Origin of the sequence: Pseudomonas sp. TWR1-1-3 (assembly GCF_049896805.1) — a bacterium.
GTDB lineage: Bacteria > Pseudomonadota > Gammaproteobacteria > Pseudomonadales > Pseudomonadaceae > Aquipseudomonas > Aquipseudomonas bubulae.
This window is the reverse complement of the sequence record NZ_JAFCUZ010000001.1, coordinates 586,088-605,769: the sequence shown is the minus strand read 5'-3', so window position 1 is coordinate 605,769 and position 19,682 is coordinate 586,088. Positions and strand designations below refer to the sequence as shown.

Here is a 19,682-nt window from a genome sequence, read left to right as displayed (position 1 = left end):
GCACACCGCAGTGCCTGATTTTGCGACGGCTGCGCCGCCGAACGCAGCCTCGTTCCTATGGCAGCTGCTACGCAAGCTGATCCTGGCCAAATGCTCAATTGGGAGAGTCAATATGGAAGCTGCATCCAAGTGGTCGAAAATCGTGGATGGCAACGTCGTCCTTGAGTTTATCGACGTCACCCTGCGTGGTTGTGCTCAGGTCATGTTCCAGAATAACCCGCTGACCGGGCTACTGTTTTTTGCCGCCATTTTTGTCGGCGCGTTTGGCGAAGGCAACCCGGCCATGGCCTTCGGCAGTGTGCTGGGCACGGTCGTGGCAACCCTTACCGGTATGCACCTCAAGGACCGCACTTCCTGGAAGGCCGGCCTCTACGGCTATAACGGCTGCCTGGTCGGCGCTGCCCTGCCTACCTTCCTCGCCGTCACACCCATCCTGTGGCTGTGTATTATCCTCGGCAGCGTGGTCTCGGTAATCGTCACCATCTGCATCGCCGATATTCTGAAGACCTGGAAAGTCGCCGCCCTCACGGCGCCCTTCGTGCTGGTGACCTGGACCATGCTGCTGGCCAGCTATGCCTTTGGCGGCCTGAACACCAGCGCCCTGCCCGTGCCCAACCTGCCCCATGATCTGGTCGCGTACAACACCAGCCTGTTCGATGGTATCGACCTGTTCAAGAGCACGTTCTACGGGATCTCCGAAGTGTTCTTGATCAGCACGGTGATCGGCAGCGTGCTGTTTCTCGCCGGGTTGGCGGTGTCATCGTTGTGGGCCGCGGTGTTCGGCCTGCTGGGCTCGCTGCTGGCGGTGCTGGTGGCCGTGGTGCTGCAAGCCGAACACGCCAGCATCAATAACGGCCTGTATGCCTTCAGCGCCGTGCTGACTGCCATCGCCCTGGGTTCGACCTTCAACAAGCCCAGCTGGCGCGTGTTGATCTACACCCTGATTGGCGTGGTTTTCACTGTATTTGTGCAAGGCGCCTTGAATACAGTACTGGCCCCGGTTGGCATCCCGACATTGACCATGCCCTTTGTACTGGCTTCCTGGCTGTTTCTGGTGCCCAACAAAGACGTCATGCCGGCCCACCGCCAATAATTTCGATCCCTTTGCCGGAGTCTTTCCATGACCGCGATTGCCTACCCCCTGACAAATGCCGAGCCGTCGAACACCACACGGCGCGCCATTTATCTGCTGACCGGCCTGATCGTGGCCAACCTGCTGGCTTGGGCCTGGGCCTTTATCGAGTTCGGCAACAACCCGGTCTTGATGGGCACCGCATTGCTCGCGTACGGCTTCGGCCTGCGCCACGCCGTGGACGCCGACCATATTGCCGCCATCGACAATGTCACCCGCAAGCTGATGCAACAGGGCAAACGCCCGATAGCCGTAGGCACCTGGTTCTCCCTGGGGCATTCGACCATTGTGGTGCTGGCGTCTTTCGCGATTGCGGCCACGGCAATGGCGTTCAAGGACGATATGGAGTGGTTCCATGAAACCGGCGGCCTGATCGGCACCCTGGTGTCCTCGGTATTCCTGCTGCTGTTCGGCGTGCTCAACCTGGTCATCCTGATCTCGGTGTACAAGAAGTTCAAACAGGTCAAGGCCGGCCACACCCTGCCCCCCGAAGAACTGGACCTGATCACCACCCACCAGGGTGGCCTGATGGCGCGAATTTTTGGTCGGGTGTTCAACCTGGTTAACAAAAGCTGGCACATGTACCCGGTGGGCTTTCTGTTTGGCCTGGGCTTTGACACTGCCACCGAAATCGGCTTGCTGGGCATCAGCGCCACCAGCGCCTCCCACGGCATCAGCCTGTGGTCAATCATGGTATTCCCGGTGCTGTTTGCGGTGGGCATGGCCCTGATCGATTCACTGGACAACTTCGTGATGATCGGTGCCTACGGCTGGGCGTTTTCCAAACCGGTGCGCAAGCTCTACTACAACATCACCATCACTGCCGCCTCGGTGGTGGTGGCCCTGTTTATTGGTGGTGTCGAAGCGCTGGGGTTGATTGCCGAAAAACTGCAACTCACCGGCGGGATATGGACGCCGATCAATGCCATCAGTGAAAACTTCGGCGAGATTGGCTACTGGATCATCGGGATGTTTGTCCTGTGCTGGCTGATTTCGGCCCTCAATTACTACATCCGCGGCTATGACCAACTGCCTGCCAACGCCTGATCAGAGGCTCAAGCACACGGGCTGCTGGTGGCAGCCCGATAAACCTGACCTACACTCCCCTCACCCCTTAACTGACGCGTCGTAGGTGCCATGACTTTATTACAGGACGTAAAAAATCGGATCTCCTTTGCCTATGGGGTCGCCTTGCTGGTTGCGATCAACGGCTTTCTTTTGTTTCTGCCGGTGCTTGAACGTGGCGTTGCCCATGCCAATGCCAAATCCGGCTCCTTTGATACCTGGAAGGAGGCATTAAGCTTTTTAGCCTTGCTGGAAATCCCCGGGTTTGTGGTGGGGCTTGTACTCCTGCTGATGTCACTGGGGCTGTTGATCAAGTCACGCATCAGCTGGTTTTTTTCCCTGCTGCTGCTGGTGGCCACGGTCTGCGTGGATTTTTTCATTCTGAAAAAACCTGACGGCGTGACCTTCTTCTCGCTGGTCACCATTGCCGTGCTGGCCTTCTATTGGCGCCGTTTTGACCACTACAGCCTGGCCTCGGGCAGCTTCTTTGCGGTGGTCAGCATCGCCTCACTGATCGTCTACAGCACGCTGGGCACGCTCTACATCGGTGATGGCTTTGCACCGCCGGTGACGGACCTGCCATCGGCGTTCTACTTCGCCATCGTGGTGATGTCCACCGTAGGCTTTGGTGACATCGTCCCGCATACCACCGATGCGCGTTTTTTCACCCTGACAGTGATCATCCTGGGCATCACCATCTTCGCGATTTCGGTGGCGTCCATTGCCGGCCCGCTGATCAGCAACAACATCCAACGTATTGTTAAAGGCAGGATTACCCATATGGCGCGTAAAAATCACTACATTCTCGTTGGCGTTGGTTCCCTGGCACAAAACGTCTACAAAGGTCTGACCGATCGCGGCGAACACGTCACGGTGGTATGCGCGGCCGGCAGCCAGCATGACCTGCCGGAAAAGGCCGATATCATTGAAGGTGACCCGTCGGCCGCGTCGACCCTGAAACTGGCCGGTGCAGCGGACGCCAAGTACATCGTCACCCTGTGCGACAGCGACGCCGAAAACGTGTTCACCATCCTCGCGGCCAAGGAAGTGGCAGGCGACGAAACCCAGATCATCGCACTGGTCAACGAAACGCGGAACATGCCCAAGGTCAAACGCGTCAACCCGACCATGGTGCTGTCGTTGCCGTTGCTGGGCAGTGAGTTGCTGGTGCGTACCCTGCAGGGCGATCAAATCAACAATGATCTGATCACCGAGATGTTCTTCGGCAAGCGTACGTCTTTGGCCTGAGACTTGGCAGGATAAAAAAAGCCCTCTGACGAGGGCTTTTTCATGGGTGCTGCAAGGGCCTATTGCGGGGTATCGGATGCAGGCAGCGGCGTAACCCTGGCCCCGGCAATCAGACCCAGTTCGACGGCAGCAAAACCGATTATCAGGCTGATCACCAGGTAGCAGATGGAGACAAAAACACTGCCCGGGTCTTGCATCATCTCGACCGCGCCAAACACGAAACTGGAGAACGTGGATAACCCGCCCATGATACCGGTGCCGACCATCACGTGCACGTACTGGTTGATGCGGTTGCTCTTGAACAGCGACGTGGCCACGCCCAGCAGGAACGCGGCGACGATATTGGCGACAAAGATATCCATGGGAAAGCCATCGGCCAGGCGCGGCACCGACAGCATGACGAACTCGCGGCACATGGCGCCGAACGCACCACCGACGAAAATCAGAATAATCATGTTGAGCATGGTGTGACTCCTGAGTCAGCGCGCCAGCCAGGCGCCGAAAGCGGCGGCGGCCAGGCCGACCAGTACCGAGATGATCAGATAACCTGCGGCCCATGCACGATCCCTGGCCTTGGCCAGTTTCGCGGCATCCAGCTGCATGCTGCTGAATGTGGTGTAACCGCCCAGGATACCGGTGAGCACCGCGGCGCTGAGGAAGTCGCCGTAGCGGTCGCGCCAGTCCACGGTAAACAGGATGCTCAGGTAACCGATTACAAAGGCGCCGCTGACGTTGATCAAAAATGTACCCAGCGGAAACGGCCCCTTATAGAACTGCCCTACCCGCAAACCGATCCACCAGCGCAACAGCGAGCCCAGCCCGCCCCCCAGCCCGACCCAGAAAACATCCAGCGCAGTCATGAAAGTCCCTCTCGTGTCTGTTGGTGAGTGGGGGAAACTCTAGTTCATAAAACAGCGGGCGGGCATGACTTGGGCCGGGTCTTTCGCTGTTACAGAAGAGTCCATGCCGGGGGCAGTGAGGCCTGAATGGCGCAGCTCATATTTGCTCAAGCTTTCAAACTGGCGCTCCTGAGAGTTGCAGGGTATTTGAGCAGCACAGGACGTAAAGCCAACTTGCAAAAGTCCCATCATGGGACTAGGTTCGTTTTATGAGAATCATCGTAGTCAGTCAGCTCAAGTTTTTTTGGCAACAGCACCCAGGCTCAGAGCAATCCTTCCTCTGCTGGATAGATGAAGCGAAAAAGGCGAACTGGCAAACGCCGGCCGACATCAAGGCGCAGTTTCGCCATGCCAGCATTCTCAAGAGCAACCGGGTCGTGTTCAACATCAAAGGTAACGACTATCGGCTCGTGGTAGCTGTGGCCTACCACTTCAGCGCCATCTATATCAAATTCGCAGGCACTCACCAGCAGTACGACGCCATCGATGCCAACACCGTGGAAATGGAGTAAGCCATGAATATTCGTCCAATTCGCACCGAGCAGGACTACAAAGACGCACTGAAGTCGGTTTCGCCGCTGTTCGACAATGAACCGCAGCCCGGGACACCTGAAGGCGACTACCTGGAGGTCATGATCACCCTGATCGAAGCCTACGAAGCCAAGCACTTTCCCGTCGACCTGCCCAATCCGGTGGATGCCATCCGCTTCAGGATGGAGCAGTCCGGGTTGTCAGCGGCTGACCTGGTGCCTGCGATCGGCCGGCAGAACCGGGTGTATGAAGTGCTCAACGGCAAGCGCTCCCTGACCCTGCCCATGATCTGGAAGCTGCATGAGATGTTTGGCATCCCGGCAGAGAGTCTGATCAAGCCGGTCAAGTCGTGACCGCCGGGGCAGGCAAAATCATGGGCGCGGGTGAAAAGGAGTACCATGCCCTCCGGCTTCATCCTACCGCCCCATGGAACCCCTATGTTTCCCAATGCTGAACGCTACAACCACTCCACCGAATACGCCAACAAACTGGTCGACCGTATCGGCCAGACCCCGGCCTGGATTGCCCTGCGCCTCGGGGTCACGGAAAAACGCATGCGCTATATCCTCGCTGGGTCCCGCACGATCAAGGGCGACACCACCGAAATCCTGATGAGCTATGCCGAGCAGTTCTGCCTGGAATGCCTGGCCGCCGAAGCCAAGGCCGCCAAGGATCGTGCCCGCTCCAAGGCCGCCGCCAGCCCTGCCAGCGACGCTTAGAACAACCCCAGTTGCCCGCCCACCAGGGCGCTGAAATTGTCATCGACAAACACCAGAATCGCGTCGGCCACCGGTTGCAGCTGACGCGACAGATAGTGCTCGTAATCCACTTCTGCGGTGCGGTTCTCCAACGGCTGGGGGCCGGCCACGGTGATCACGTAGCTGATCGTCCCGCCATTCTGGTACTGCCGGGGCCGCCCCTGCCGGTCGTTATACTCATCGGCCAGCCGCGCCGCCCGCACATGGGGCGGCACATTGCGCTCGTAATCACTGAGCGGGCGGCGCAAGCGCTTGCGGTAGATCAGCAGTTCATCATGCTCACCCGCCAGGGTGGCACGCACAAAGTCACGCACGTAGGCCTGCCAGGGCTGACGATTGAAGATGCGCAGGTACAACGCCTGCTGGAACTGCCGGGCCAGCGGTGACCAGTCGCTGCGCACGGTCTCAAGCCCCTTGTAGACCATCTCCCGACGGCCGTCGGCGTGCACCACCAACCCCGCATAGCGCTTTTTGCTGCCCTCTTCGGCGCCACGAATGGTGGGCATGAAAAAGCGGCTGTAGTGGGTCTCGAATTGCAGCTCCAGTGCGCTGGTCAGCCCATACTCGTCACGCACATGGGCCTGCCACCAGTCGTTGACGTACTGCACCAGCTCACGGCCGATACTCGCCGCGTCCTCCTCACTGTGCTGACTGCGCAGCCAGACAAAAGTGGAGTCCGTGTCGCCATAGATCACGCTATAGCCCCGGGCCTCGATCAGTGCGCGGGTCTTGAGCATGATTTCATGCCCGCGCAGGGTGATCGACGATGCCAGCCGCGTATCAAAAAACCGGCAACCGCTGGAGCCCAGCACCCCGTAAAACGCATTCATGATGATTTTCAGGGCCTGTGACAGGGGCGCGTTTTTGTCCCGCTTGGCCACTTCGCGCCCCTTGGCCACGCGCTCGATAATGGCCGGCAAGCAGTGCCGGGTGCGAGAGAAACGCGCACCGCGAAAGCCCGGTACCGAGGTTTCATCGCCAGGCTCGCGCAAGCCTTCAACCAGCCCCAGCGGGTCAATCAAAAAAGTGCGGATAATCGACGGGTACAGGCTTTTGTAATCGAGCACCAGCACCGACTCATACAACCCCGGCTCAGACTCCATGACAAAGCCGCCGGGGCTGGCCTGGGGCGGTTTGTCCCCCAGATTGGGGGCGACAAAGCCCTGACGGTGCATCAACGGCATATACAGGTGATAAAAGGCCGCCACCGAGCCACCGCTGCGATCGGCCTCCAGCCCCGTGACCGAGGCGCGCTCCAGCAAAAAGGTCAGCAGCTCGGTTTTCGCGAAAATCCGCGTGACCAGTTCGCAGTCCTTGAGGTTGTAGCGCGCCAACGCAGGTTTGTCGTGGGCGAACATGCGGTTGATTTCGTCCATGCGCTGGTACGGCGTGCTGATGTCCTTGCCTTCGCCAAGCAGGGTCTGGGCGACGTTTTCCAGGCTGAAAGACGGGAACGACCAAGTCGCTGAGCGCAACGACTCGATGCCGTCAATGATCAAGCGGCCCGCAGCACTGGCGAAAAAATGGTTTTTGCGCGTGCCGTGTTCGCGCCACTGCATTTCACTGCTGCCACGCCCCAGCAGCAACGGGATACCAAGGCGCCGGGCATGCTCGTGCAACACCCGCATGTCGAACTGCACCACATTCCAGCCGATGATCGCGTCGGGGTCATGCCGGGCCATCCACTGGTTAAGACGCAGCAACAGGTCGCCGCGGCTGGCGCAGAACTCCAGGTCGAAATCCACCGGGGTATCGGCCGCGGTGGCCTTGCCCAGCATATACACCTGACGCTGGCCACAGCCCTCGAGGGCAATGGAATACAGGTCGCCCTGCTCGCTGGTTTCAATATCCAGGGACACCAGTTTCAACCGTGGCCGGTAGTCGGGATGCGGCTTGATCCGGGCGTCCAGCAGCGGGCCATCGCCCTGTACACGGCCGCCAAAGCTCACCGGCGCAGTGATAAAACGCTCCATCAGGAACCGCTCCGGCGGGCGTATATCGGCCTCGTACACATCGACCCCGGCGCGGCGCAGGCGCTGGGCGATGTCCATCAACTGGGCATGCTGGCGGCAGTAGAGGCCGATCACCGGGCGCGACTGAAAATCACACAGCGCCAGCTCACGCCATTCGATATCGCGCTCGTTCTGCAGCAGAGCCTGGGCCTGGCCAAGCTGAATCTTGGGGATAAACGCGGTGCAGGTTTGGTAAGGCAGGCGCACCTGCTGCGGCCCGTCATCGGTGGCCAACCAGAAGTCGACCTCGATACCCGACGGCGTATCACGCCAGTGCCGGGTCAGGACAAAGCCCTGCCTCAAGTCCATTACGCGGTTACAGGCATGTCGCCAGCATCGCCAGGCGGCGCATGGCAGCAGCATCACCCGGCTGTTGGGCGTAGTAGCTCACTGCCGTGCCGGTGCCCTGGGGTGTCAGATCGGCAAAGGACTCGGCGCCACGGGTGTAGACGGTCTGTTTGCCAGCCTTGTCGTTATTGATATAGGCACTGGCATCGACCCCGAACACGCTTTCATCCTGCCAGGAAAACTTGATGCATTCGGCGACCAGCGCCGTGGCTTTTTCCGAAGCCAGCACCCGGGTCGGGGCCTGGCTACGGGCAGTGTCCATCGCAGGAGACACACAACCGGCCAGCATGGCCAGACTCATGACGCTAATCAGCATTCGCATTGGATAGCCTCTGGATAAAGGTCAATACGATATCACGCAGCCAGTGCCCATAGGTGGCTAAATAACCAGTAGTCCGCTGAATGGGCTTGGTCCCACAGAGAAAATATGTCGCCGGTATTGCAGTTAAAACCACCGGGGACAAATCCATTCCTGGGGGTGGCTACAGCAAAAGCAAAAATTTGAACAACACCAACCCTGCTCCCCGAGCGCAACATCTATAACCGCTCGTCATTTAAAAGAGACCCAGCCCACAGAATCAGCAGCATTTGCGTCTCCAGCCAGCGAATTTCGCGGTTGCTGCTAGCTTCAGTAAACAAATAAACACGCCGGGCATCGGACGATAAACCGCCAAAGAGCGATTGAAGGAGCACTACGATGGGAGCAAGTACCGCTCGCAAGGCCAGCTTTACCGCCCTCACCCTGATCCTGACGCCGCTGGCAGGCTGGGCCGACAACGCCCGTGACTGGCAAAACACCCCCACCGACCTGAACATGCTGTTCGGCTATTACAACCGCGTCGACTCCAATACCCCCATCGACACCTCGCTACCCATCGACGGTCTGTCCCTCAATGCCGACCTGTATATCCTGCGTTATGCCCGTAGCTTCGGTATCGACGGGCGCAACAGTGCCTTCGAGATCCTGCAGCCTTACGCCGATCTATCCGCATCATTCGACAACGCCCGCTATTTCACCGGTACCAAACACAACGGTGGCATGGGTGACACCCAATTGGTGTTCGCACACAACATCTTTGGCGGCCCCGCCCTGAGCAAGGAGGAGTTCGCCAAATGGACTCCCGAGACCTTTCTCACGGCAGCCCTGACAGTCACCACCCCCACCGGCGACTATGACAAGAACCGGGTGATCAATATCGGTGCCAATCGCTGGGTGTACAAACCCGAACTGGGTTTCGGCACCCCCATCGGCCCCACCTGGCTGGAGATCAACACCATGGTGTCGTTGTTCGGGTCCAACGATGAATACCAGGGCAACAGCAAGCTCGAACAAAAACCCCTGTATGCCATCGAAGGCCACTACAGCTATGACTTCAACCGCGCCCTGTGGGCTTCGCTGGACGCCACCTATAGCCGGGGCGGCGAGACAAAAATTGACGGCGACTGGCAGGACAACAAACAGGAAAGCACCCTGGCAGGCGCCAGCATGGGCTTTATGCTCACCCCCCAATTCGGCGGCCTGCTGGCCTATACCGACACCGTGAGCGAGCGCAAAGGCTCACCGGATATCGCCACCTGGACGCTGCGCATGCAGTACGTCTGGTAAGCGTCGTGACCATGCCTCGGGTAAGTCGCGTAGTGCCAGGCCTGTTACTGGCCATGGCCTTGCACGCCCATGCCGGCGACCCGTCCGCCATCGAGCCCGCGGCTGTGCAGGCCCTGGAGCAGATGGGCAGTTACCTGCGCAGCCTCAAGCAATTTGGCGTCGAGGCCCGCAGCCAGACAGACCAGGTACTGGATAACGGCCAGACCGTCGAATTTCGGCACACCACCCGACTGCTGGCCCAACAGCCGGATAAGCTGCTGGTCTCGGTGGACAATCAGGGCATACACCGCACCCTCTATTACAACGGCAAGCGCTTCACCCTCTACCAGAGCCCCAGCCCCTACTACGCAAGCGCCCCCGCCCCGGCGAACATCAACGCACTGATCGACCTGCTCAATAGTCGCTATGGCATCGAGTTGCCGCTGGCCGACCTGTTTCGCTGGAACGCCAACACCGTCAGACAGGCCGGTTTGCGTTCGGCCGTGCTGATTGGCAGTGAGACGCTGGACGGCCAGCGCTGTGATCATTACGCCTTGCGTCAGGATGCTATCGACTGGCAGCTGTGGCTGCGTGAGGGCGAACAGCGCCTGCCGTGCCGCCTGACCATCACCCGTCGCGACATACCCGAGCAGCCGCGTCACAGCGTCGACTTTACCTGGCAGCTCAAACCGGCAATCAGCGCCCACAGCTTTGATTTTGATCCGCCCGCAGGTGCCCAGGAAGTGCCGTTGCAGTGGGCCCCGAGCAAATACAGCCTGGAGGCGCAACCATGAAGCGTCTGCACTGGCTGTTCTGTGGCGTGCTCAGCGCCTGCCTGCTGCACACCTCTGTCGCCCTGGCCTGGCAACTGCGCGGTGGTGGCGGCGCACGGACTTTTGTGCTGCCGCACACTGGCGGACACCCAGCGCCGCACCCCATGCCACAGCCACAGCCGCATCCACAGCCGGGGCCGCACCCCTACCCGCAGCCGGCCCCCCAACCGCATTCCTACCCGGCACCACGGCCCATGCCACCTCCGCCACGGCCCTTGCCTGCGCCACCACCACCGGACAACTGGTATCACCCGTGGGCAGCCGCCGCCGTGGTGGGTGCAACCACGGCCACGGCAATAGCCATCGGCTCGCAAGTCACCAGCGTGCCTGCGGACTGCGTATCGGTCGTGGCCAACAATGTGGCGTATCAACACTGCGGACCAACCTGGTATCAGCCCCGCTATGTGGGTGGCAACGTGCAGTTTGTGGTGGTCCCCGCCCCCTGGTAATCGTGCTCAAGCAAGGAATGCTTTATGACAGCGCTCAACGATTTGAATGCCCTGCAAGCCAGCATCGCCGAAGCGGTATTGGGCCAGGACGAGGTTATCCGCCAGATCATCGTCGGCTTGCTGGCCAACGGTCATCTGCTCCTCGAAAGCCTGCCGGGTTTGGCCAAGACCCGCACCGTCAAGGCGTTGGCCAGGCACCTGGAGGCGCAGATGAGCCGTATCCAGTTCACCCCTGACCTGCTGCCATCGGACATCACCGGCGCCGAGGTGCTGCACCAGGTGGACGGCCAGAACCTGATCCGTTTTCAACCCGGGCCGCTGTTTGGCAACCTGATCCTGGCCGACGAAATCAACCGCGCCCCGGCCAAGGTGCAGGCGGCCCTGCTTGAAGCCATGGAAGAACGGCAGATCACCGTCGCCGGCAACAGCCACCCGCTGCCCGCACTGTTTATGGTGCTGGCTACGCAAAACCCCATCGAACAGGAAGGTACCTACCCGCTGCCCGAGGCGCAGATGGACCGCTTTGTGATGAAAGTGCTGCTCGACTACCCAAACCCGGCAGATGAATCCCGGGTGCTGCGCATGCTGCGCGCTGAAGAACAGGTGCAGCACGCCACGGCCGATACAGCCCCGCCGTTTACCCTGGGTCAGGAGGTGATTTTCGCGGCTCGCCGCGAAGTCGCCACAGTGGCCGTGTCCCCCGCCATCGATGCTTACCTGATCGACCTGATCAACGCCACCCGCCGTCCTGCCGACTATGACGCCGATCTGGCCCGCTGGATCAGTATCGGCGCCAGCCCCCGCGGCGGTATCGGCCTTGACCGCTGCGCCCGTGCTGACGCCTGGCTGCGCGGCCAGGCCTTTGTCACCCCGGACAACGTGCGCGCCGTGGCGTATCCGGTACTGCGCCACCGCCTGCAACTGAGTTACGACGCCGTGGCCGATGGCGTCAGCGCTGATCAGGTACTGCAACGCATACTCGACAAAGTCGCGATACCTGCCTGATGCACGCCCAACGGCAGGAGGCCGACGGCCTGGTGTACGTCTCGCTTGCGCAACTGATGGCGCTGGAATTCAAAGCGCGGGCGTTGAGTTTTGTCGCCCGCCAACCCCGCGGCAGTATCCTCTCGGGCAACCATGCTTCGCGCTTGCGTGGCCGCGGCCTGAATTTTGACGAACTACGCCGCTATCAACCCGGTGACGACCTGCGCCACCTCGACTGGCGCGCCTCATTGCGCACCGGCAAGCCAGTGGTGCGTACCTTTACCGAAGAACGCGACCGCCCGGCCTTGATCGTGGTCGACCAGCGCATGTCGATGTTTTTTGGCTCCAGCCGCAGCTTCAAATCCGCCACCGCTGCCGAACTGGGTGCACTGGCCGCATGGATGGTGTTCAACGCCGGTGACCGGGTCGGTGGGCTGATCTTTAACGACCAGCGCATCGACAGTATTGCCCCGCTGCGCAGCCGCAAACGGGTGGAGGCGTTGTGCAGCAAAATTGCCCGGCAAAACCAGGAACTCAATGCCACTCAACCGGACTGCGAAGACGCCGACCAACTGGACAAGGTCCTGCAACATTGCCTGGCCATTGCCGGGCATGACCACCTGATTTGCCTGATCAGCGATTTCGCCGGGGCTGGGCCGCACACCCTGCAGTTGCTGCGCCAACTGGCAGTGCACAACGATGTCATCGCCATGCAGGTTTACGACCCATTGGCGCTGGACCTGCCCGATACCGGGCGCTTGCTGGTTACCCAGGGCCAGTTGCAAGTGGAGCTGGCGGTAGAGCACGCACACGTACGCCAGCCGCTGGGCGACTTCCTCAGCGGGCGCTTCAAGGACATCGCCAGCCTGCTGCGCCGCAGCCAGGTACCGCTGATGATGTTCAGCACCGCGCAGGATACTCACAGCCAGCTGCGGATCGAACTGGGCAAACTGGGCGGGGCGCGGCCATGAGCAGTACTATCCCCAGCATTGACCAACTGCAAACCCTGGCCCTGCCTGCACCCGTCAGCTACCTGCCGCAGACTTGGGGCTGGTGGGCCTTGCTTGGGGTTGTGCTGACCGGCCTGGCGGTCTGGGCGGCACGCGCCTGCTGGCAGTGGCGGCGTGACCGCTACCGGCGCGAGGCCTTGCAACGGCTGGCACAACTGCGCGCGGCCAACGACCCGCTGGGCACCTTGCGCGAACTGCCCACGCTGCTTAAACGGGTGGCACTGTCCATGCCCGTCCCGCAGGCAGCGGCGCCTCTGCAGGGCGAGGCCTGGCAGGACTTTTTACAACGCCACGGCCCACCGCCTGTGCCCGAGGATTTCAGCCAGCAACTGGCGTTTCTGGCCTACGCCCAGGATGAGCAATTGCTCGCCCTGCCCGCCGCACAACGCCAGCAGTTGGTCGACACCTGTACACGCTGGGTGGAGCTGCACCATGTGGCAGTTTGATTATCCCTGGTTGCTGCTGTTGCTGCCCTTGCCGTGGTTCGGCTACCGCTGGCTGCCCGCTTACCGCGAAGCCCGCAGTGCGGTACGCGTACCGTTTTTCAACGCCATGAGCCGCGCTGTCGATCAAGCACCACAGATCGCAGGTGCGCAGCACAACATCTGGCAATTGCTGCTCAACCTGCTGGTGTGGACATTGCTGGTGGTGGCCGTGGCCAGACCGGTATGGGTCGAAAAACCCATCGAGCGCCAGCAACCGGTGCGCGACCTGATGCTTGCCATCGATATCTCTCAATCGATGCAAACCACGGATTTCACCGACGCCAGCGGGCAGAGGATCGACCGCCTGAGCGCGGTCAAACACGTGGTGCAGGACTTTATCGCCCGGCGCAAGGACGACCGCATCGGCCTGATCCTGTTTGGTAGCGCTGCCTATCCGCAAGCGCCACTGACCCTCGACCACGCCAGCCTGTCGCTGCTGCTGGACGACACCGGCATCGGCATGGCCGGGCCCGACACCGCTATCGGCGACGCCATCGGCCTGAGCCTCAAACTGCTCGACCAGGCCCACGAGCAGGAGAAAGTACTGATCCTGCTCACCGACGGCAACGACACCAGCAGCGCCATCCCCGTGCCCCGTGCCGCGGCCATGGCGGCGGCCAAAGGGGTAGTGATCCACACCATCGGCATAGGCGACCCGGATGCCGACGGCGAAGCCAAGGTCAACCTTGCAGCCCTGCAGAGCATCGCCAAAAGCACCGGCGGCCAGTACTTTCGCGCAGAAGACCGTGACAGCCTGAACCAGGTCTACGCCACCCTCGACCAGCTCACCCCGCACAGGGTGCAAACCTTCAGCCACCAGCCCAAACGTGACCTGTTCTGGTTGCCCGTAGCGGCCGCCATCAGCCTGATAGCGCTGTATCATCTGCTCGCACTGCTGGCCTCACGGCGCCACCCGCGCTCACCACCGCGGGAGGCCTGAAATGGAAATCAACCTGAGTGACTTCCACTTTCTGCGCCCGGCCTGGCTGCTGTTGGCGATTGTGGGTGCCCTGCTACCGCTAATGTGGCGCCGCAGCCATGACCAGCAACGGCGTTTGCGAGCGATCATCGCTCCCCACCTGTTGCCACACTTGCTGGTCACCCCGCCCGACAGCCACCGCCTGCGCCCGGTACATTTGACCGCTGCCCTGCTGATTATCGGCGCCATTGCGGCCTCAGGCCCCACCTGGGAACAGGACCGCCCGGCATTCCTGCAAAACCGCGCGCCGTTGATCATTGCCCTCGACCTGTCACCGTCAATGGATGCCAGCGATGTGCAGCCCACCCGACTGGAAGCCGCCAAGCACAAATTGCATGACCTGACTGCCCGGCGCAGCGGTGCCCGCACGGCCCTGATCGCCTACGCGGGCAGCGCCCATCTGGTGTTGCCCGCCACCGACGACCCGGCGCTGCTCGACAGTTTTATCCAGGCCCTGGGCACCGACCTGATTGCCCGGCCCGGCAAAAACGTGGCGGCGGTGATCGAACAGGCCAGGCGCCTGCTACAGGCCGAGAAAGCTCCGGGCACCCTGCTGCTGATCACCGATGGCGCCGACACCTCGCAACTGGACAGCCTCAAAGCCCTGTTGCAAGACAATGCCCTGCAAGTACTGGTACTGGCAGTGGGCAGCAGCATTGGCGGGATCATTCGCGATGCCAGCGGCCAACCGCGCACCGACAGTTCCGGTCGCCCGCAACTGGGCAGCTTCGACAGCGCCGCGCTCAAGCAACTGGCCGCGGCCACCGATGCACCGCTGGGCAGCCTGACCATAAACAACGATGATCTGGACTGGGTCGAAGGCCACGCCCAACAGCACTTCCAGGCCGCCAGCGACGAGCAGCGCGAGCTGCAATGGAAAGACGCCGGTTACTGGTTATGCGGGCCCCTGCTATTGCTTGCCTGGTTCTCGGTGCGCCGTGGCTGGAGCCTCAACTGGAACGCCGTTCTGCTGCTGGGGGCAGGGCTGGCCCTGCAACCGTCACCGGCGCAGGCCAACGCACTGACCGATGCCTTCTTCACCCGGGATCAGCAAGGGCGTTGGGCCTTTGAGCAACAGCACTACCCTGCAGCAGCCGAGTTATTTGTCGATCCTTACTGGAAAGGCATCGCAGCTTATAACGCCGCCGATTTCGATCTGGCACTGGCCAGCTTTGCCCGGTTGAACACCGCCCCGGCGTACTTTTACCTGGGCAATATTTACGTACGCCGCTACAAGTTCGATCAGGCGATTGCCGCCTATCGCCAGGCCTTGGCCCTGCAACCGCAGTTCCCCGAAGCCAGTGCCAACCTGGCATTGGCCATTGCCCTGGAAAAAGATACCGACAGCGCCGAGCAGAACACCCCCGAGGTCAAACCCGACGCAGTCAAATTCGACAAACCGCCAGGCAAAGGCCAGAGCAAACCGCTGCAAACCCCGCAGGCGGCCAGCGACGAACAATGGCTGCAAAACCTGACCACCTCTCCGGCCAATTTCCTGCGGCAAAAATTCAGCCTGCAAGACCAAAAGGTGGCGCCATGAAGCCCTGCGCTCTGGTACTGCTGATGTGCGTCGGCCTGGCACAGGCCAACGAACCGCAACTGTTGGTGCAGGCCCGGCTGGTACCGGGTGATGCCGTGGTGGTGGGCGAGACCTTGCAGTTGCAGGTCGATGTGCTCACCGACAGCTGGTTCACCCGTGGTGCGTCATTACCCGAACTGAACCTGGACGGTACCGATGTGACACCGCCCAATGGTGAGGCCGGGCACCTGTCGCAGACGATTCAGGGCCAGACCTTCAGCGGCCTGCGCTACACCTACCGAATCACCCCGACGCAGGCGCAAGCGTTCTCGATCGCGCCACTGACAGTGCGCGCGACCCCGGCGCAGGCCAGCCATGAGCTGTCGGGGCAAACCCCGGTGCTGACCTTTCGTGCCAGTCTGCCCGAAGGGTTCAGCCCCGGCGAACCGATACTGGTGGCCAGCGCGTTGCGCCTGAGCCAGACCCTTACCCCGCCAGGCGGCCCGTTCAAGGTGGGTGACAGCCTGACCCGCAGCGTGACGTTACAGGCCGACGGTACCCCGGGGCTGGCCCTGCCCGCTCCGCCCCGGGGCTCGGTGGCCGGACTCGGTGCATACCCGCAGACCCCGCAGGTGAGCAATCTGGACGACGGCCGGGGCGGTTTCAATGGCGGTCAGCGCATTGACCGGGTCAGTTATCGCATCGAGCGCGAAGGCGATTTCGAGCTGCCGGCAATCCGCGTCAAATGGTGGGACAGCGTGAACCGCCAAATCCGTTTCGGCGAACTCCCGGCCGTCACCTTCAAGGCCACAGCCAGCAGCAGCTACACCCCGGTGTTCTCGATCGTTGACGACCTCAGGCAAATGGGCCAACCCACCCGGCTGCGGCTGCCCGCCACGTTGCTGGTTGGCATCGGGTTATTGCTGCTGGCCGTTGCCCTGTCTGTGAACCGGCGGCGCTTGCTCCACGCTTTCAATGCCATGCGTCAGTGGAAACACAACCGCCCGCCGCGCAAAAACTATGGTTTGCGCCCGCTCAACCCAAGACATGAAAAGGACTTCCAAAAATGAATAAACAAAAAACTGTAGCCGTGGCAGCGAGCCTGCTCGCGAATGGCCTTCGCGAGCAGACTCGCTCCCACTGGAGCAAAAGGATCTCGGCAAGAACGGCAGCGACTCTGCTATTCGCCCTGCCCCTGTTCGCCCTGGCTGCCGACCCGTTGCCCTCCTGGAACCAAGGGCCGGCGAAAAAAAGCATCATCGAATTTGTCGAGACGGTTACCACGCCAGACAGTAAGGGCTTTGTACAACCCGAAGCGCGTATCGCCGTGTTCGACAACGATGGCACCCTGTGGAGCGAGCAACCGGGTTATTTCGAGGAGCTGTTTGCCTTCGACGAAATCCGCCGCATGGCCGCCGCGCACCCGGAATGGAAAGACCAGCAACCGTTCAAGGCGGTGCTGGAAAACGACCACAAGGCCCTGGCCGAAAGCGGCATGGAGGGCCTGCTGAAAATTTTCATGACGACCCACGCCGGGCTCACCACCGATGAGTTCCGCGACAACGTCCAGCGCTGGCTAAGCAGCGCACGCCACCCCACCAGCGGCAAGCCCTACACCGAGATGGTCTACCAGCCGATGCTGGAAGTGCTGACCTACCTGCGCAGCCAGGGATTCAAGCCCTACATCGTGTCCGGCGGCGATACCGGCTTTATGCGCGTATTTGCCGAAGAGGTCTATGGCATACCGCCAGAGCACGTGATCGGCTCCACGTTTGTCACCGAATACCAGGTCAAGGACGGCAAACCGTCAATCCTGCGCACCGCCAAAATTGCCCACAACGATGACGGCCCCGGCAAGCCGGTAAGTATCGACAGCGTGATTGGCCGCCGACCGATCCTCGCCTTCGGCAACTCCGACGGCGACCTGCAGATGCTCCAGTGGACCGCCGCCGGCGACGGCCCGCGCCTGATGGGGCTGGTGCATCACACCGACGCCAAACGCGAATGGGCCTATGACAAGGACTCGAAAATCGGCCACCTGGACAAGGCGCTCGATCAGGCAAAACAGCAGGACTGGACTATCGTCGATATGGCGTCGCAATGGCGACGGATCTACCCGTTCGAGACCAGTGCCAACGAGCAACAGCAATAAGAAAAACAGCCGTCAGCAGTGCACCAACCAGGTCAACAAGGAGCAAGTTGCATGACTCGAACAGCCAAGTGGTTCCCCCGGCTAGCCCTCGTGGCGGCTTCGGTGATGGCGTTGTCCGCCACCGCCGTGGCCGCCGAAAAACCCAATATCCTGGTGATCTTTGGTGATGACATTGGCCAGTCCAATATCAGCGCCTACTCCATGGGTGTGGTGGGCTACAAAACCCCCAACATCGACCGGATTGCCAAAGAAGGCATGATGTTCACTGACTACTACGCAGAGAACAGCTGCACCGCCGGGCGCTCGTCGTTTATCACCGGGCAGACGCCGCTGCGCACAGGCCTGTCCAAAGTCGGCATACCGGGGGCACCGGTAGGCCTGCAAAAGCGCGATATCACCATCGCCCAAGCGCTCAAATCCCAGGGCTACGCCACTGCACAATTCGGTAAAAACCACCTGGGCGACCGCGACGAGTACTTGCCGACCAATCATGGTTTTGACGAGTTTTTCGGCAACCTCTACCACCTCAATGCCGAGGAAGAACCCGAACGCCCGTACTGGCCCAAGGATGACCCGGCTTTCGTCAAGGCCACCTCGCCCCGTGGCGTGATCCACAGTTTTGCCGACGGCAAGATTGAAGACACCGGGGCCCTGACCGCCAAGCGCATGGAAACCATCGACGACGAAACCACCGCGGCCGCGCAGGAGTTCATCGAAAAGCAGGCCAAGGCCGACAAGCCTTTTTTTGTGTGGATGAACACCACGCGCATGCACGTCTTTACCCACGTGCGCGACTCGATGAAGGGCCAGAGTGGTATGCCCGGCAACGAGTACGCCGATGGCATGCTTGAGCATGACGGCGACGTCGGCAAACTGCTGAAAACCCTCGATGACCTGAAAATCGCCGACAACACCATCGTGGTCTACACCACCGACAACGGGCCGAACCAGTTCTCCTGGCCGGACGCGGCCACCACGCCGTTCCGGAACGAGAAGAACTCCAACTGGGAAGGTGCCTTCCGTGTCCCGGCAATCGTGCGCTGGCCGGGGAAAATCAAGGCTGGCGAAGTGAGTAACGAGATGTTCTCGGGGCTGGACTGGTTCCCGACCCTGCTCGCGGTGGCTGGCGATGCCGATGTCAAAGACAAGTTGCTCAAGGGCTGGGCCCCGGTGGCAGGTGGCAACAACTTCAAGGTGCACCTGGACGGTTTCAACCAGTTGCCGTACCTGACCGGCGAACAACCCAAGGGCAACCGCAACGAGTTCTACTACTTCAACGATGACGGCATGCTGGTATCGATGCGTTTCGACAACTGGAAAGTGGTGTTCTGCGAGCAACGCGAACCGGGCGGTTTCAAGGTCTGGAGCGAACCTTTCGTATGCCTGCGGGTGCCGAAAATCTTCAACCTGCGCATGGACCCGTTCGAACGGGCTGACATGGTCTCCGATCAGTATTACGACTGGAGCACGAAAAACGTCTACTTGAACGAACTGGCAATCATGAAGGCGGCCAACTTCCTGGAAACCTTCGTCGATTACCCGCCGAGCCAGAAGCCGCCAAGCTTCAGTATCGATCAGGTACGGGCAGCGGTAGACGCCAAGATTGCGGAAAAAATGAAAAATCAGCCAGCGCAGTAAACCTGCCCTGTGGGAGCGGGCTTGCCCGCGATTGTCTCGACGCACTGCATCTGTC

General features: G+C 60.9%; 21 protein-coding genes. 17 read left to right on the top strand and 4 right to left on the bottom strand.

Annotated features, from left to right (window positions below):
- The first annotated feature begins 112 nt into the window (after positions 1-112).
- From yut to kch, 3 genes are all read left to right on the top strand, one after another.
- A complete protein-coding gene (yut, locus tag ACP7BE_RS02775) occupies positions 113-1,093 on the top strand; it encodes an urea transporter (protein WP_095018079.1) in 981 nt (326 codons plus the stop codon).
- A 27-nt stretch (positions 1,094-1,120) separates the two neighbouring features.
- Positions 1,121-2,179 (top strand): HoxN/HupN/NixA family nickel/cobalt transporter, encoded by a 1,059-nt coding sequence (locus ACP7BE_RS02770; RefSeq protein WP_095000482.1) that lies wholly within the window; start codon positions 1,121-1,123, stop codon positions 2,177-2,179.
- A 90-nt stretch (positions 2,180-2,269) separates the two neighbouring features.
- Complete coding sequence (kch, locus tag ACP7BE_RS02765) at positions 2,270-3,445, top strand: voltage-gated potassium channel protein (RefSeq protein WP_095000483.1); 1,176 nt, start codon at positions 2,270-2,272, stop codon at positions 3,443-3,445.
- A gap of 59 nt (positions 3,446-3,504) precedes the next feature.
- Here kch and crcB (ACP7BE_RS02760) read toward each other — a convergent pair whose 3' ends face one another.
- A complete protein-coding gene (gene crcB / locus ACP7BE_RS02760; RefSeq protein ID WP_426104637.1) occupies positions 3,505-3,909 on the bottom strand; it encodes a fluoride efflux transporter CrcB in 405 nt (134 codons plus the stop codon).
- Positions 3,910-3,924: 15 nt separating this feature from the next.
- Positions 3,925-4,305 (bottom strand): fluoride efflux transporter CrcB, encoded by a 381-nt coding sequence (gene crcB, locus ACP7BE_RS02755; protein ID WP_095000485.1) that lies wholly within the window; start codon positions 4,303-4,305, stop codon positions 3,925-3,927.
- Between the two features lie 248 nt (positions 4,306-4,553).
- Here crcB (ACP7BE_RS02755) and ACP7BE_RS02750 point away from each other — a divergent pair, with 248 nt between their 5' ends.
- From ACP7BE_RS02750 to ACP7BE_RS02740, 3 genes are all read left to right on the top strand, one after another.
- The gene (locus ACP7BE_RS02750; protein WP_426104635.1) at positions 4,554-4,856 is read left to right on the top strand and encodes a type II toxin-antitoxin system HigB family toxin; all 303 of its coding nucleotides are present in this window, start codon (positions 4,554-4,556) and stop codon (positions 4,854-4,856) included.
- Positions 4,857-4,859: 3 nt separating this feature from the next.
- Positions 4,860-5,228 (top strand): helix-turn-helix domain-containing protein, encoded by a 369-nt coding sequence (locus ACP7BE_RS02745; RefSeq protein ID WP_095025844.1) that lies wholly within the window; start codon positions 4,860-4,862, stop codon positions 5,226-5,228.
- 84 nt (positions 5,229-5,312) lie between these two features.
- Positions 5,313-5,594, top strand: a complete 282-nt coding sequence (locus ACP7BE_RS02740; RefSeq protein WP_016781210.1) for a hypothetical protein — start codon at positions 5,313-5,315, stop codon at positions 5,592-5,594.
- On the opposite strand, the gene ACP7BE_RS02735 is transcribed toward ACP7BE_RS02740, so the two are convergent.
- On the bottom strand, positions 5,591-7,954 hold the full coding sequence (locus ACP7BE_RS02735) for a DNA polymerase II (RefSeq protein WP_095023539.1): 2,364 nt from the start codon (positions 7,952-7,954) through the stop codon (positions 5,591-5,593). The genes ACP7BE_RS02740 and ACP7BE_RS02735 overlap by 4 nt on opposite strands.
- 7 nt (positions 7,955-7,961) lie before the next feature.
- The gene (locus ACP7BE_RS02730; RefSeq protein WP_165446478.1) at positions 7,962-8,315 is read right to left on the bottom strand and encodes a hypothetical protein; all 354 of its coding nucleotides are present in this window, start codon (positions 8,313-8,315) and stop codon (positions 7,962-7,964) included.
- 375 nt (positions 8,316-8,690) lie between these two features.
- Here ACP7BE_RS02730 and ACP7BE_RS02725 point away from each other — a divergent pair, with 375 nt between their 5' ends.
- The 11 genes from ACP7BE_RS02725 to ACP7BE_RS02675 are packed head-to-tail and all read left to right on the top strand — an operon-like array spanning position 8,691 to position 19,627.
- Positions 8,691-9,599 carry a transporter gene (locus tag ACP7BE_RS02725; protein ID WP_095000488.1) on the top strand — a complete coding sequence of 303 codons (909 nt, stop codon included), beginning with the start codon at positions 8,691-8,693 and terminating at the stop codon, positions 9,597-9,599.
- Positions 9,600-9,610: 11 nt separating this feature from the next.
- Positions 9,611-10,372: a DUF2092 domain-containing protein gene (locus ACP7BE_RS02720; RefSeq protein ID WP_426105342.1), complete on the top strand. Its 762-nt coding sequence runs from the start codon at positions 9,611-9,613 to the stop codon at positions 10,370-10,372.
- Positions 10,369-10,860 carry a hypothetical protein gene (locus tag ACP7BE_RS02715; protein ID WP_426104631.1) on the top strand — a complete coding sequence of 164 codons (492 nt, stop codon included), beginning with the start codon at positions 10,369-10,371 and terminating at the stop codon, positions 10,858-10,860. Before ACP7BE_RS02720 ends, ACP7BE_RS02715 begins: the two co-directional genes overlap by 4 nt.
- 24 nt (positions 10,861-10,884) lie before the next feature.
- On the top strand, positions 10,885-11,865 hold the full coding sequence (locus ACP7BE_RS02710; protein WP_426104629.1) for an AAA family ATPase: 981 nt from the start codon (positions 10,885-10,887) through the stop codon (positions 11,863-11,865).
- The gene (locus ACP7BE_RS02705; protein ID WP_426104627.1) at positions 11,865-12,815 is read left to right on the top strand and encodes a DUF58 domain-containing protein; all 951 of its coding nucleotides are present in this window, start codon (positions 11,865-11,867) and stop codon (positions 12,813-12,815) included. The genes ACP7BE_RS02710 and ACP7BE_RS02705 overlap by 1 nt, the downstream gene beginning before the upstream one ends.
- Positions 12,812-13,300 carry a DUF4381 domain-containing protein gene (locus tag ACP7BE_RS02700; protein ID WP_095000491.1) on the top strand — a complete coding sequence of 163 codons (489 nt, stop codon included), beginning with the start codon at positions 12,812-12,814 and terminating at the stop codon, positions 13,298-13,300. Before ACP7BE_RS02705 ends, ACP7BE_RS02700 begins: the two co-directional genes overlap by 4 nt.
- Entirely contained in the window at positions 13,287-14,279 is a 993-nt protein-coding gene (locus ACP7BE_RS02695; protein ID WP_095026862.1) for a vWA domain-containing protein, read from the top strand. Before ACP7BE_RS02700 ends, ACP7BE_RS02695 begins: the two co-directional genes overlap by 14 nt.
- 1 nt (position 14,280) lies before the next feature.
- The gene (locus tag ACP7BE_RS02690) at positions 14,281-15,858 is read left to right on the top strand and encodes a VWA domain-containing protein (RefSeq protein ID WP_426104625.1); all 1,578 of its coding nucleotides are present in this window, start codon (positions 14,281-14,283) and stop codon (positions 15,856-15,858) included.
- The gene (locus ACP7BE_RS02685; RefSeq protein WP_426104623.1) at positions 15,855-16,907 is read left to right on the top strand and encodes a hypothetical protein; all 1,053 of its coding nucleotides are present in this window, start codon (positions 15,855-15,857) and stop codon (positions 16,905-16,907) included. Before ACP7BE_RS02690 ends, ACP7BE_RS02685 begins: the two co-directional genes overlap by 4 nt.
- Complete coding sequence (locus ACP7BE_RS02680; protein WP_426104621.1) at positions 16,904-17,989, top strand: HAD family hydrolase; 1,086 nt, start codon at positions 16,904-16,906, stop codon at positions 17,987-17,989. Before ACP7BE_RS02685 ends, ACP7BE_RS02680 begins: the two co-directional genes overlap by 4 nt.
- A 51-nt stretch (positions 17,990-18,040) precedes the next feature.
- Entirely contained in the window at positions 18,041-19,627 is a 1,587-nt protein-coding gene (locus ACP7BE_RS02675) for an arylsulfatase (RefSeq protein WP_426104619.1), read from the top strand.
- Positions 19,628-19,682: the final 55 nt, after the last annotated feature.